This is a genomic window from Candidatus Methylomirabilota bacterium, from assembly GCA_036005065.1.
Classification (GTDB): Bacteria; Methylomirabilota; Methylomirabilia; order Rokubacteriales; family DASRDR01; genus DASYQW01.
This window is the reverse complement of sequence record DASYQW010000344.1, coordinates 17870-31900: the sequence shown is the minus strand read 5'-3', so window position 1 is coordinate 31900 and position 14031 is coordinate 17870. Positions and strand designations below refer to the sequence as shown.

General features: G+C 69.1%; 12 protein-coding genes. 9 read left to right on the top strand and 3 right to left on the bottom strand.

Translation table 11 applies throughout. The annotated features are described in order from the left end of the window. Positions 1-107: 107 nt before the first annotated feature. The 9 genes from VGW35_22970 to VGW35_22930 all read left to right on the top strand — a co-directional run bounded on the left by VGW35_22970 (position 108) and on the right by VGW35_22930 (position 9291). Positions 108-575: a thioesterase family protein gene (locus VGW35_22970; GenBank protein HEV8310534.1), complete on the top strand. Its 468-nt coding sequence runs from the start codon at positions 108-110 to the stop codon at positions 573-575. Positions 576-578: 3 nt separating this feature from the next. Further along, complete coding sequence (locus VGW35_22965; GenBank protein ID HEV8310533.1) at positions 579-857, top strand: hypothetical protein; 279 nt, start codon at positions 579-581, stop codon at positions 855-857. Positions 858-864: 7 nt separating this feature from the next. Next, positions 865-2499: a formate--tetrahydrofolate ligase gene (locus VGW35_22960; GenBank protein HEV8310532.1), complete on the top strand. Its 1635-nt coding sequence runs from the start codon at positions 865-867 to the stop codon at positions 2497-2499. A gap of 294 nt (positions 2500-2793) precedes the next feature. Next, on the top strand, positions 2794-3798 hold the full coding sequence (locus tag VGW35_22955) for an ATP-binding cassette domain-containing protein (GenBank protein HEV8310531.1): 1005 nt from the start codon (positions 2794-2796) through the stop codon (positions 3796-3798). Then, on the top strand, positions 3795-4562 hold the full coding sequence (locus VGW35_22950) for an ABC transporter permease subunit (protein ID HEV8310530.1): 768 nt from the start codon (positions 3795-3797) through the stop codon (positions 4560-4562). Before VGW35_22955 ends, VGW35_22950 begins: the two co-directional genes overlap by 4 nt. Before the next feature lie 2 nt (positions 4563-4564). Continuing rightward, positions 4565-6127: a Gldg family protein gene (locus VGW35_22945; GenBank protein HEV8310529.1), complete on the top strand. Its 1563-nt coding sequence runs from the start codon at positions 4565-4567 to the stop codon at positions 6125-6127. Between the two features lie 6 nt (positions 6128-6133). Beyond that, on the top strand, positions 6134-7924 hold the full coding sequence (locus tag VGW35_22940) for a DUF4340 domain-containing protein (GenBank protein HEV8310528.1): 1791 nt from the start codon (positions 6134-6136) through the stop codon (positions 7922-7924). Between the two features lie 253 nt (positions 7925-8177). Continuing rightward, positions 8178-8888: an MBL fold metallo-hydrolase gene (locus tag VGW35_22935; GenBank protein ID HEV8310527.1), complete on the top strand. Its 711-nt coding sequence runs from the start codon at positions 8178-8180 to the stop codon at positions 8886-8888. Between the two features lie 19 nt (positions 8889-8907). Beyond that, positions 8908-9291: a hypothetical protein gene (locus VGW35_22930; protein ID HEV8310526.1), complete on the top strand. Its 384-nt coding sequence runs from the start codon at positions 8908-8910 to the stop codon at positions 9289-9291. A gap of 184 nt (positions 9292-9475) precedes the next feature. Here VGW35_22930 and VGW35_22925 read toward each other — a convergent pair whose 3' ends face one another. The 3 genes from VGW35_22925 to VGW35_22915 all read right to left on the bottom strand — a co-directional run bounded on the left by VGW35_22925 (position 9476) and on the right by VGW35_22915 (position 13697). Next, on the bottom strand, positions 9476-11527 hold the full coding sequence (locus VGW35_22925) for a tetratricopeptide repeat protein (GenBank protein HEV8310525.1): 2052 nt from the start codon (positions 11525-11527) through the stop codon (positions 9476-9478). Further along, on the bottom strand, positions 11528-12526 hold the full coding sequence (locus VGW35_22920) for a HEAT repeat domain-containing protein (GenBank protein ID HEV8310524.1): 999 nt from the start codon (positions 12524-12526) through the stop codon (positions 11528-11530). A gap of 82 nt (positions 12527-12608) precedes the next feature. After that, positions 12609-13697: a hypothetical protein gene (locus VGW35_22915; GenBank protein ID HEV8310523.1), complete on the bottom strand. Its 1089-nt coding sequence runs from the start codon at positions 13695-13697 to the stop codon at positions 12609-12611. Positions 13698-14031: the final 334 nt, after the last annotated feature.

The window sequence follows — 14031 nt, the reverse complement described above, 5'->3', positions numbered from 1 at the left end:
CTCTGATGACGAGGCCCGAGTCGGAGACGGGCGCGGCGACAGGACCCGCGGCGGCTGACTCGCGCGGAACATCGCGGGCGTAGCTCAACGACGCGCCCAACGACGCAATGGTCTCCGAGACGACGATCCGGGTGCGGTACGCCGAGACCGACACCATGGGCGTCGTCTACTACGGCCACTATCTCACGTACTTCGAAGTGGGCCGCGTCGAGTTGCTGCGGCAGCATGGCCTCCCGATGTCGGAGGTCGATCGGAAGATCCACATGCCGGTGGTGGAGGCGACGGTACGCTACATCAAACCGGCCCGGCTCGACGACCTCCTGCGGGTCCGCTCGTGGGTCAGCGAGCGGAGGCGCGCGTCTTTCGTGTTTCGCTACGAGATCCGCCAGGCTGCGGGCGGTGACCTCATCGCGACCGGCCAGACGCGACACGCCTGCTGGCACCCGGAGACCCAGCGGATGATCGCGATCCCGGGGTGGCTCGGGGCGCTCCTGACGCCCGAACCCGACGGAAGCGGTCTCCCCGGCGTCGAAGGTCCGGTCCCTCTACCGCCAAGCCCTCTCGAGGAGGCGTGAGCCATGATCGAGGAAGCGGTGATGGAAGAATACCGGACGACGTTCGACACGGAGATCTCGCCCGCTCTGGAGCGGCTGTCCCAGCTCCGCATGGGCTACTTCCGCAAGGTCACCCAGGATACCCGCCTCTCCGGCGCCGACCGGGTTCTCCTCTGTACGCACAGCGATGCCGTGATCCTCTACTCGCTGCTCGCCTTCGACGCATCCTCCCCCGAGAACGCGACGAAGTACATGAACGCCGTCGCCTCGACGGTGCTCGAGCTCATCGAGGAACGGGACTAGGGGTCCCATGCGGCCCATCACCGACCTCGCCGCCGCGCTCGGTCTCGAGGACGCCGACCTCGTCCCCTACGGCCGCTTCAAGGCCAAGGTGCACCTCGACGCCCTGGAGGCCCGGCGGGACCGGCCGAACGGGAAGCTCGTCGTCGTGTCCTCCATCACGCCGACGCCGCCGGGCGACGGGAAGACGACGGTGACGATCGGCCTCGGTCAGGCGCTCACCCGGCTCGGCCGGCGGGCCGTGGTCGCGCTGCGCGAGCCCTCCATCGGCCCCTGTCTGGGCGTCAAGGGGGGCGGGACCGGAGGCGGGCGCTCCCAGGTGGTTCCGGCGGACGAGATCAACCTCCACTTCACCGGCGACATCCACGCCGTGGAAAGCGCGCACAACCTCCTGGCGGCCTGCCTGGACAACCACCTCTACCACGACAACTCGCTCCGGATCGATCCCCGCCAGATCCTCTTTCGCCGCGCCATGGACATGAACGACCGGGCGCTCCGGGAGATCGTGCTCGGCCTGGGCGGCCGCTTCCAGGGGTATCCGCGCGAAGAGGGCTTCCTCATCACGGCCGCCTCCGAGGTGATGGCGCTCCTCTGCCTGGCCACGGACCTCATGGACCTCAAGACGCGCCTCGGGCGCATCCTCCTCGCGTTCACCTTCGATGGCCGGCCCGTCCTGGCCCGAGACCTCAAAGTGACCGGGGCCATGGCGGCCCTGCTCCGGGATGCCATCCACCCCAATCTCGTGCAGACCCAGGAGGGCTCACCGGCCCTGGTCCACGGCGGGCCCTTCGCCAACATCGCCCACGGGTGCAACTCGGTGGTGGCCACGCGACTGGCGCTCAAGCTGGGAGAGATCTGCGTCACCGAGGCCGGCTTCGGCTTCGACCTGGGAGCGGAGAAGTTCTTCGACATCAAGTGCGGCTACGCGGGGCTCAGTCCGGACGCCGTCGTGCTGGTCGCCACCGCCCGCGCCCTCAAGTATCACGGCGGGGTGCCGATGGCGGCGGTGGATGCCGAGGACCTGCTCGCCATCAAGGCCGGCATGGCGAACCTCGAAAAGCACGTGGAGGACATCCGACTCTTCGGCGTGCCGCTGGTCGTGGCGCTGAACCGCTTCCGCTCGGACACCGACCGCGAGCTGGCGGCCATCGTCGAGCAATGCGCGGCCCTGGGCGTCCAGGCGGTGGTGGCCGACGTCTACGGTCGGGGCGGCGCCGGCGGCGAAGATCTGGCGGCCGCGCTCGACGGCGTGCTGGCCCGCGAGCCCGCGCGCTTTCAGCCGCTCTACGACTGGAGCGCCCCCGTCAAGACCAAGATCGAGACCATCGCCACCCGCATGTACGGGGCCGAGCGGGTCGTCTACACCAAGCGGGCCGAGGCCCAGATCGCGCAGGCCGAGAGCCTGGGGTACGCGGGGCTCCCGATCTGCATGGCCAAGACCCAGCGGTCCCTCTCGGACGACCCGGCGTTCCTCGGACGCCCGCGGGACTTCACGGTGACGGTGAGCGAGGTGCGGATCTCGGCGGGGGCGGGCTTCCTGGTGCCGCTGACCGGGGACATCCTGACGATGCCGGGACTCCCACGGTCGCCGAATGCCGAGTGGATCGACGTCGACGCGGCCGGGCTGATCACCGGGCTCTACTGAGTCGAATCGGAGGGGGTGTCGGAACACCCGCTCCGAGGCCTCCCCCGAGAATCGTTGCGGCGGCACAGCCGCCGCTCGGAGTGGACCGTGCAGCGGTCGGCGGTGGAAAACCGGCTCGAGGTTATCAGCGCCGGGATTTTTCACGAGTACTGATCGGAGTCTGCCGGCGCCGCTCCGTGGTATACTTCAACGCTGACGTGAGTTTCGGCTCGTCCCCCGGGAGCCTCGAGCCCTCTGCCGACCCATGATTCGGAGTCCGATTCGACGGCCAATGGATAGACGGAGCGGAGCGCGATGATTGAGGTGGACCATCTGACCAAGTACTACGGGCCGGTGGCGGCCATCCAGGATGTCTCCTTCTCCGTGGAGAAGGGGGCGATCGTCGGTTTCCTGGGCCCCAACGGGGCCGGGAAGACCACGACGATGCGCATCCTGGCGTGTTTCATGCCGGCCTCCAGCGGCGGCGCCCGGGTGGCCGGGTACGACGTCTTCGAGCAGTCGCTCGAGGTGCGCCGGCGCATCGGCTACCTCCCGGAGAACGTGCCACTCTACGGCGACCTGACGGTGGCGACGTATCTGGACTTCGTGGCCGACGTCAAGGGGCTCGGGCGCGCCGACCGCCGGCGCCGGGTCGGCGAGGTACTGGCTCGCTGCCTGATCGAGGACGTCCAGGGCCGCTTGATCGGGCGTCTGTCCAAGGGCTACCGGCAGCGGGTCGGGCTGGCCCAGGCGCTGATCGCGGATCCCGCCGTGTTGATTCTCGACGAGCCCACCATCGGCCTCGATCCCAAGCAGATCATCGAGATCCGCTCGCTCATCAAGTCCCTGGCCGGGGAACACACGGTCATCCTCTCGACGCACATCCTCCCCGAGGTGTCGATGGTGTGCGAGGGGGTGATCATCATCAACCGGGGTCGCATCGTCGCCTCCGGCTCGCTCGATCGCCTCATGGACGAGCTCTCCCCGCTGACGCGTGTCCAGGTCCAGGTCTTGGGTCCACCGGAGCTGGTGGGCGCGTCCTTGCGGGCCCTGCCGGGGGTGCTCCGGGTCGAGCCGCGCGGGGTGATCGAAGGGGTCGGGACCTTCGTCGTGGAAGCCGATCGCGGGCGGGACATCCGCCCCGATATCGTGCAGCTGGTGACCCAGCAGCGCTGGGGACTCCTGGAGCTGCGCGCCCTCGGCCTCTCCCTCGAAGACCTGTTCATCCGGGTCGTGGCCGGGGAGGAGCACGAGGCCGAGCCGGGGCCGCTCCCGGGGGCGGAGGTGGAGGCGGCCCAGGAGGAGGTGCGGACGGAATGAGAGCGTGGGCCGTCTTCAAGAAGGAGATGCGGCTGTACTTCAGCTCGCCGATCGCCTACGTCGTCTTTGCCATCTTTACCCTCGTCGCCGGGTGGTTCTTCTACAACGTCTTCGCCTTCTACACGCTCATCAGCATGCAGGCCGCGATGAATCCCACGATGGCCCGTGACATGTCGGTCACCGAAGGCGTCCTCCGACCTCTCTTCCAGAACATCAGCGTCATCATGCTGCTGATGATGCCGATCCTGACCATGCGGCTCTTCGCCGAAGAGAAGAAGAGCGGCACCATCGAGCTCCTGCTGACCTATCCGGTGCGGGACGGCGAGATCCTGTTCGGCAAGTACCTGGCCGCGCTCGGGATCTTCCTGGGAATGCTGACGCTGACGCTCGTCTACCCGGCCCTGGTGGCGTGGGCCACCCAGCTCGAGTGGGGGCCGCTCCTGACGGGGTACCTCGGCCTCCTCCTCCAGGGGGCCGCCTTCATCGCCGTCGGCATCTTGATCTCCTCGCTGACGGAGAATCAGATCGTGGCCGCCGTCTCGACCTTCGGCACCCTCCTGATCTTCTGGGTCATCTCCTGGGCGTCCGAGTCGGCCGGGAGCACCTGGGGGCGCGTGCTCTCGCACCTGTCGATCACCGAGCACTTCGAGTCGTTCGCCAAGGGCGTCATCGATACCAAGGACCTGATCTACTACGTGAACCTCACCATCCTGAGTCTGTTCCTCACCCTGCGCTCGCTCGAGTCGAAGCGCTGGAGAAGCTAGCCATGCGACGATTCGCCACTCCCGCGCTCTTGCTGGGTCTCGCCGGCGTCGCCGCCGGCGGTGTCCTCCGCGTGTACCGACCATCGTGGGCGACCGTGTGGCCCACGCTCCTGATCGTCGGCGGCTTGCTCCTCCTGTTCGCGCTCTACGCGAGCTTCCCGAGCTCGCGCGACTTCTGGGGCCGGCGGACCACCCGGTACGGCTTGAACGCGCTGGTGATGGTCGTCCTGATCCTGGGCATCATCGCGCTGGTAGAGGCGGTCTCCTATCGCCACAACTGGCGCGTCGACCTGACCGAGAACCGGCGTCACAGTCTGGCCCCGCAGACGGTCCGGGTGCTCCAGGAGCTTCAGACCCCGGTCAAGGCCACCGCCTTCTTCCGGCCCGACCAGCCCGGCAAGCGCACGGCCGAGGACCTGCTCAAGCAGTACGCCGCCCGGTCCGAAGGCAAGTTCGCCTGGGAGGTGGTGGACGCCGACCGGGATCCGCTGCGGGCCAAGCGGTACGGGGTGGAAACCTACGGCACGGTCGTGCTGGAGGCCACCATCAAGGATGGGCAGGTCAAGGAGGAAAAGATCACCGACGCCGAGGAGGAGAAGCTCACCAACGCGCTCATCCGGGTGACCCGGGAAGGCAAGCGCGTCATCTATTTCCTGAAGGGCCACGGCGAGAAGGATCCGGCGTCGAACGAGAAGACCGGCCTCAGCGAGATCAAGGCGGCCATCGAGAAGCTCAACTACGAGGTCAAGGATCTCCTGTCGGCCCGAGAATCGAAGATTCCCGACGACGCCGCCATCGTGGTGGTGGCCGGACCCCAGAAGGACCTCCTGCCGAACGAGCTGGACGCGCTCCAGGGCTACATCGGGCGGGCCGGCAAGGTCCTCTTCATGATCGACCCGTTCCAGGCCCCGGGCCTCGGCCCGCTCCTCGACCGCTACGGGCTGGGCGTCGGCAACGACGTGATCATCGACGTCAATCCCCAGGGGCGGATGCTCGGCGCCGGCCCCGAGATCCCCGTCGTCGGCGATTACCAGGCGCACCCGATCACGCAAGGGTTCCGATACGCGACGTTCTTCCCGGTCGCCCGCACCGTGGTCGTCAAGGAGAAGCCCCCGGAGGGCGTGACCACGCAAGCCCTGGCCCGGACCAGCGGCGAGAGCTGGGCGGAAACGAACGAGCAGGAGATCAAGTCGGGACAGGTGAAGCCGGATCCCGACGAGGCCCGGGGGCCTCTCACCATCGCGGCGGTGGCGACCGCCGAGGCCAAGGACGTCCCCCAGGAGCGGAAGGGCGCCAAGGCCCGGATCGTGCTGATCGGGGACTCGGACTTCTCGACGAATGCCTTCGTCAATCTCTCGGGGAACCGAGACTTCTTCCTCAACACGCTCTCCTGGCTCGCGGAGGAGGAGAACCTGATCGCCATCCGGCCGAAGGAGCGGCGCAACACGCCGGTCTTCCTGACGGCCGCCCAGGGCCAGGTCCTCTTCTGGGTGCCGGTCGTGCTGGTGCCGCTGGCGATGGCCGTGGCCGGCGTCTACTCGGTCGTGCGCAAGCGGAATCGGTAGGGCCGTATGCGCTGGAAGACGACCGCCGTCCTCGCCGTCATCCTGATCGCCCTCGGCGCCTTCTTCTACGTCTACGAGGTCCGCCAGGGACCGGCCCGCGAGAAGTCCACCGCCGAGAAGGATCGCCTCTGGAAGGGCCTCGAGACCAAGGACGTCGACGAGCTGACGATCGCCCGCGGCAGCGAGTCGATTCACCTCAAGAAGTCCGGTGACGCCTGGGCCCTGGCGTCGCCCGTCCAAGGCCGGGCCGAGTCGCGGCCCATCGAGGACTTGCTGACCTCCTTGACGACCCTGCGGGTCGAGCGCGAGATCGAGCCGAATCCGGCGAAGCCGGCGGACTTCGGGCTCGAGCCGCCGGCGGCCGAGATCGTCTTCACCGCGAAGGGCGAGAAGCGCCGGATCCGACTCGGCGGGAAGAATCCGACCGGGCTGTGGGTCTACGCGCAGGCGGGCGACAAGCCGGCCGTCGTGCTCGTTCCGGACTCGTTGCTGCGGGACGCCCAGAAGCCGGTGGCCGACTTCCGGGATCGAACGGTGTTGGCCTTCGAGCCGAAGGACGTGAAGAAGCTCGAGGTTCAGACCCCGGGCGGCCAGACGGTGGCGGTCGTGCACAAGGGCAAGCCGGAGCCTCTGGGGCCCGAGCAGTGGGACATCGCCGAGCCCGTCGCCCTCCACGCCGACCGCGAGCAGGTGTCGAACCTTCTGGAGAAGCTCAAGACGGCGAAGATCAAGGACTTCGTGCCGGAGGCGCCGAAGGGACCCGCCGAGTACGGGCTCGACCGACCCCTGCGGCTGACCCTGTGGCTCGGGGAGGAGAAGGAGCGGGTGGCCAAGACGCTTCGCCTCGGCAAGACCGTGCCGGACAAGAAGACGGTCTACGCCCAGCGCGAGGGGGATGGGACGATCTTCACGCTGGAAGAGGAGTTCTTCCGGGCGATCCCGACCTCGGTCACCGCCTTCCGGGACAAGACGGTGCTGGCCTTCGAGCGGCAGAAGGTGGAGAAGGTGGAGCTGGAGAGTCCGAAGGGCAAGCTGACCCTGGCCCTGGAGGACGGCCTCTGGCGGATCGCGGCGCCGGTCCAGCTCAAGGCCGATCAGACCACGGCCGTCGAGGTCATGAGCCGAGTGCAGGAGCTCCGCGCCAAGGAGTTCGTCGACGAGGGCGGAAAGCCGCTCGCCCGCTTCGGCCTCGATCGCCCGCAGATACGCGTCGTGGTATGGGAGAAGGAGGCCAAGGAGCCGAAGGCCTTGCTGCTCGCCCCGGCCCGGGAGAAGGACCTGGCCTACGCGACGGTCAGCGGCGGCGGCCCCTCGGCGCCGATCGTACTCGTCGAGGGCAAGGTGCTACAGGACCTCGCCCGCTCGGTCCAGGATCTGCGCGACCACTCGTTCTTCGCCGCCTTCGACGCCCGGGACGTGACGCGGGTGCAGATCCAGCGTGGGGCCGAGACCCTCGTGCTGGAGCGGACGGGCGAGGAGGAGTGGCAGCTCGTCGCGCCGCGCAAGGGAAAGGCGGCCGGCGGGCGGGTGAGCGACCTCATCTGGATGCTGCGGAACCTCAAGTGGCGCGACCTGGTCGCCGAGCAGGGCTGGGACCCGACGCCGTACGGGCTCCAGCCCCCGGCCACGACGCTGACCCTCACCGGCAAGGACGGGAAGACCGTGGCCGCGCTCGCCATCGGGAAGCGCGAAAAGGGCAATGCCTATGTCCGGGTCCCCGATCAGCCGGCCCTCTACGCCATCGACGCGAACAACCTGGGCGAGCTGCCGTCGACTCCCGAGGATCTGCTCCTCTAGTGCGCGGCCAATTAACTTCGCCTAGCTTCGTCCTCGGTCGTCGGCCCGCCTCAACGTATGCGGCATACGCCTCGGCGGGCCTCCTCGAGTTGGCGCGCCTCGGACGGCGGGGCCCCAGCCCCGCGACGTCCTGCGGCGCGCCTTTCGGACCTGCGTCCTCGCTATGCTCGTTACTTGGCCCCGCACCACGCGGCTACCACGCACGGTTTCGCGCTGATTCGTTGGAGAGCCGCTCTAGTCGGTTCTTCTCGCCATGCCCGAGCTGACCCCCGCCGAGAAGCCCCCCGGTTCATCGCTCTACCTCACGCAGATGGAGCTCGGGCCGATGCAGAACTTCGTCTACCTGGTGGGCGACCGCGAGGCGGGTGAGTGCCTCGTCATCGATCCGGCCTGGGAGATCGACAGCATCGTCAACACGGCCGAGGCGGATGGCCTGAGAATCACGGGGGCCCTGATCACCCACACCCACCCGGATCATGTGGGGGGGCACCTCTTCGGCACGGACATCCCGGGCGTCGCCGACCTCCTCGAGCGCGTCCCGGCCAAGGTCTATGTCCACAAGGCCGAGCGCGAGTTCCTGCCGGGGTTCGGGTCGGACCTCGTGAAGGTCGAGGCCGGCACCGAGCTGTCCGTGGGTCGGCTCACGATCACCTTCATCCACACGCCCGGCCACACTCCGGGCTCCCAGTGCTTCTACGTCGACGGCCGCCTCATCTCGGGCGATACGCTCTTCATCGGGAGCTGCGGCCGGACCGACCTCCCCGGCGGGGATCCCGCCGAGATGCACCGGAGCCTCACCCAGCGCCTGGCCAAGCTGCCCGACGAGACCATTCTGCTGCCCGGTCACAACTACGGCGGGGAGGCCTCGACGATCGGCGACGAGAAGCGGGCGAATCCGTTCATGCGGTTCGGTCTCGGCGACTTCCTCCGGACGATGGGAGGCGGTCGCATCATCTTGCCGTAGCGACAGGGGAGGTGGACCGATGACGAGGGGAGGGCTCTTCACACTGATGCTGCTCTTGAGCGCCTGCGGGGGCACCGGCGGCGGACAGGTCACCGTGCCGTCCGAACCGAGCGGGACGCTTCAGGTCAGTGGCGTCGAGCTCCGGACTTCCCTGGCCGGCACGTCCCGGCCCTCCGTGCGCGTGCAGGGCGTGTTGCTGGACGGCTGCACATCACTCGGACCGATCAGTCAGCGGCGGGAAGGCCGCACGATCATCGTGTCCATTCCCACGATCCACACCGGCGCCAGCGTGTGTACGCAGGTGGCGCAGCTCGTGGACCTGACCATCCCGCTCGAAGGGGACTTCCCCCCGGGTGAGTACGTGGTCCGCGTGAACGGCGTGGAGCGGCGCTTCCGCATCTAGACCATGGGAGGGGGCCTCGACGGCCCCCTCCCAGCCCCACCCCCTGGAGGGGTTGCGGCGGCGACGCCGCCGCGCGGACCGCGACTCGGTGTAGAGCATACTCGGTCCTGGGCGCTCGCTACTCCGACACATTCCTAGTTTCCTCGGAGGGGGTTCTGCGGCCCTCGCGAGTGCCGCCGTTCGCTCACCCACCTGGCGCGCAGGCGACCGACGTCCGGCCGAGCTGGTCCACCGGCTCGGGCCAGCCGGGACGCAGGCGCAGGGCCTCCTCGAACTGGGCCGTCGCCTCCTGGCATCGCCCCAGCCTCACCAGGGATTCCCCGAGCTTTTGATGGGCCAGGGGGTTCTCCGGTTGGAGGCGCAGCACGTGGGCGAACTCGGAGGCGGCGTCGGCGAACTCGCCGCCGAGAAACAGGGCGAGCCCGAGGTTGTAACGGCCCTCTGGCCAGTCGGGGCGTAGACGGGCCGCCTCGCGGAAATGCGGCGTGGCCTCCGGGAGCCGCCCCTGCCGGGCCAGGGCGATGCCCAGGTTGCTGTGCGCGTCCGCGTGGGTCGGCCGGAGACGCAGTACCTCGCCGAAGTGGGCGATCGCTTCGTCGTCCCGCCCGCGCTGCCCCAGCACCACTCCGATGTTGTAGTGGGCCTCCACGTAGTCGGGCTTGAGGCGCAGCGCCTCGGTCAGATGCGCCAGCGCCTCGTCGGCTCTCCCTTGCATGACCAGGACCGCGCCCAGGTTGCCGTGGGCCTCCACGAACCGCGGGTTGAGCGTCAGGGCCTTCTGGAAATGGACGACCGCGTCCTCCGGCTTCCGCTCCTCCTTGGCGAGGAAGATCCCGATGTTGGTGTGGGTGATGGCCCGGACGCCGTCCTTCGGAACCAGCGTCCAGTTCACGATGAGCGCGGCCGCCAGAGCGGCCCCGGCCGCCACCCACAGCCGCGGCGGGGCCCGGCGCTGAGCCAGCAGATTCCAGCCCCCCAGCAGGCCGGCCGACCCGAAGAGCAGGAGCAAGGGGACGAGGAGGAAGCGATAGCGGGAGAAGACGATGAAGAGCGCCACGCTGGCCGCGTAGCTCGCCAGCATCAGGTAGAGGAGCCAGAGCCGCCGCCAGTCGCGCCAGGTGAGACACACGCCGAAGGCCGCCAGCGGGGCCAGGATTCCGAAGTGGAGGACGTGCTCGAGGCCCTTCAGCAGGTAGGACCATTCCGCGTAGGTGTACTCGTCGACCGTGTCCCCCAGCTCGACGACGTTCCAGACGAGCAGCCACTTCCGGAGCATCAGCCGGAGCCAGTGGCCGGGCTGTGATCGTATGTAGGCCAGGGCCTGGCCGGCCCAGTAGGCCGACACCTGGCCGGGCGTCAGCGTGCGCCCCAGCGCCGCTTCGGCGAGCTCCGTCGCGTCCACGCGCTCGTAGGCGGCCGAGCCCCGCCCCCAGCGGAGCGGAGCATAGGTCCCGTCGGCCTTCGGGTTGTTCCCCACGTAGAACGTCGCGCCGAACTGCGTGGTCGTCAGGTGAAACTCGCCCCCGATCCGCTGGTTCCGCAGGGCCACCGGGAGCAGGACGGCCGCCAGCCCGGCGACGAGCAACGCCGCCGCGGAGGCCTGCCGGCGCCAGCCCGCCTGGCGAACGTGCGCGACGAGCCACACGGCCACACAGGCCACGAGGACGAGAGCGTTCTCCCGGGTCAGCATCAGGAAGCCGAGCGCGAAGCCGACCGGAAGCCAGCGCCACGGACGGGGCGCCTCGGAGAGCCGTCCCAGGAGAAAGAGCAGGAGCGTGAAGAAGAAGAGGTCGAGGACCGGCTTCTGGATCAGGCCGTCGAAGAAGATCGCGGTGGGATAGATCGCCAGCAGGAGGCCGGCGACGATCCCGACCCTGCGGCCGAAGAACGCCTCGCCGGCCCGGGCCAGGAGGACGCAGGACGTCGCGCCCAGGACGAGTTGGACCAGGCGCACGACGAGGAGATCACGACCGGTGAGGGCGTAGAGGATGCCCAGGAAGTACGGATAGAGAGGCGTCTGGTAGAAGACCCCGGCGCCCAGCCAGTGGCCGGCGGCGATCTCCCGGGCCCAGGTGTCGTAGCTCCGGGCGTCGCCGAGCAGCATCGAGAACACGGGGGTGTCCCGGAGCTCCCACAGGTGAACCCCGCGCAGCAGAGCGGCGAGGAGCCAGATCAGGAAATACGGAGAGGCGGCGCCTCGCGGACCCGCGAGTTCCGCGGGGTGCTGCGCAGCCACTCAGCGAGACCGCGCGGGGGTGCCCGGCCTCCCGGCCCCGGGGCCCAGAGTTCCGGCGAGCTCGGCGGCCACCGCCTGGGCCTCCTCATCCCCGTCGACCAGCGCTTCTTGAAGCGCGCGCTCGGGGTCACCGTGGATGCCCAGGGCGGCCAGGGCGGCGGTCCGGACGTCGGCGTCCTGATCCGCCGCCGCGGCCTTGAGGGTTTCCGCCGCCAGGGGACCGCCTGCGGAGGCCATTGCTTCCACGGCCGCGGTGCGGATGCGGGGATCGGGGTCGCGAAGCATGTCACGCAGGATCCCGGCGACCTTCTCCCCGCCCAGCTGCCCCAGCACGCCGAGCGCGGCCACGCGCACCTCCGGGCTCGCCTCGCGCTGGAGGAGCATCAGGGTCGGATCGAGCGCGGCCAGCCCGTACTGGCCGAGGCCGCCCAGGGCGGCCTCGCGGACGCCGGCGTCGTCGTCGTTGAGGGCCTCGAGGAGATGGTGGAACGCCCACTGGTCTCCGATCTGGGGCAGCCACTCGACGGCCCAGCGTCGCGTGGCGGGGTCGGCGTCGGTCAGCGCCGCCTCCATCTTCTGTCCGCTCGGCTCGTCGTCGAGAAGTCGGGCGTCCTCCGCTGGCGTCATGCCCGCTGGCTGGCGACCGGCGCGCTCGCGCCCTCCGAGGACCGCGAGCGTAGAGCGGGTCGCGCCGTCGGGCGCCGGCTCCTCGATCAGGACGTGGCTCACCCCGGCCAGGAGCCGCTGGAGCGCTTGCCGGAGGGGAAGGCCGGAGAAGCCGACCCACACCTCCTGCCGGAGGGCCTCCGTGCCGCGTAGCCTGAGCCCAGTCCGGCGGGCGACCTCTTGGAGAAGGTGATGGAGCGGCGTCTTCTCGGCCCGGACGCTGAGCCGGCCGGCCTCCCATTCCACCGTCGCGGGGGCCTGGGCTCCGGCCACGGGCGAGCGAAGGAGAAGCAAGACGACGAGGAACGTGATCGTTGCGGCTTGACGGCTCATGATGCGACGTCCGGAAAACGACTCCGGTGGCGCGGGCGGGAGGCCCGGCGCCACCGGAGTGACCTTCCTCAGCGATCGCGCGCTAGCAGTTCCCGGCGCGCCGACCGCACACGTTGCTGCCGTTGAGGATGTTGAACCACGTCCCATCCGGTCTCGAGGCCCCCAGGTATTGCGGGGACGTGCTGATGGGACCATACGAGGTGGAGGCGATCCAGGCGTTGCGGCAGTTGAACTGCGTGCACGCCGTGTTCTGGCCGGCCGCGGCCTCGCCGTAGTTCTCGAACCAGCCGCCGCCGCTCGCCCCGCCGCGCATGTCCGAGCCGATCTCGACGGAGTTCGGGGACGTGAAGCGGAACGCCTGGGCGTCGTTACGGTGCATGATCGAGCAGTTGTCGAGGTTGCACGGATAGCCGATCGCCGTCACGTGGTTGCTGAAGGCGCCCGTGAAGAAGCCCGAGAATCCCGTGATGGAGCCGATCCGGGCGCCGCCCTTGTCGGCGAACTCGAGCCAGGCGTTGTCCCCCGCGTTCGGGACGCCGCCCCCGCCGAAGTGCCAGCGGTTGTCGACGGTCACGAAGACCCAGTTGAACGTGCCGAACGGCCCGACGCCGCCGCGGATGGACGGGACGAACCGCCAGTTCCGCCCGCTGTGGAAGTGCCCGCGGCCGTCGCTCACGCAGTGGCCGGCCGTGAAGACGATCCGGAACCGGCCGACGGTGCCCGAGCAGACGAAATTGCTCCCGTCGTCCGAGAAGAAGAGCTGGCCGTTGACGCTGTTGGGGTACTTCGTGTCATGGATGGCCGCCGCGTTGGGCGACAGGCGGGCGCTCGTGAAGAGGCCGCCGGAGGTTCCGAAGGCCTGAGGCTCGACACCCGCCGCCCGCGGGACGAAGAGCACGTTCGCGTAGTTGGGGGCCACCTTCACCGTCGGTGGCTGGCCCGGTGCCGAGTGGGACGGTCCGGACGGAGCGGCCTGAGCTTCCTGCGACACCGGCCCGGTCGGATTGGGCAAGGGGTACGGCTTCGCGCTGGCGTAGCGCTCCGGCGTCCAGTAGCTCGCCGAGGCGGCGGCGTTGCTGTTCCCGAGGCCTGTCGAGTCAGCGATGGCCAGCGGCACCAGCGCCAGCGATGCCGCTACGGCCACGACTCCAGTGAAGATCGGCTTGCGCATGCGGAATCCTCCCTTGAGCATGTTTTGTGGTTCACCACTCTTGGAACTGCCGGCGAGTCATTCGCCGGCCGCCACACGGACAGATGACTGTAGACGACGAGAATCTGCGCGCCCTCCCGGCTCCTTTCTCCGACCCACCTGCGGGCTCGCGCCTCGAGTCGTGAGGCCGCGATTGCTGCCCCCCCCTGCGCGGCCTCGACCGGCGAGAGCGCCGGCACTCGATTGCAAAGACTGGGCTGGAGAGTATCGTCCGGAGTCGGTCTTGTCAAGTAAGAAAGGGCCACTATTGGTAATTCCGGTCGTACCGTGGTTCGGCGCGGCCCGCCCCTCCGGC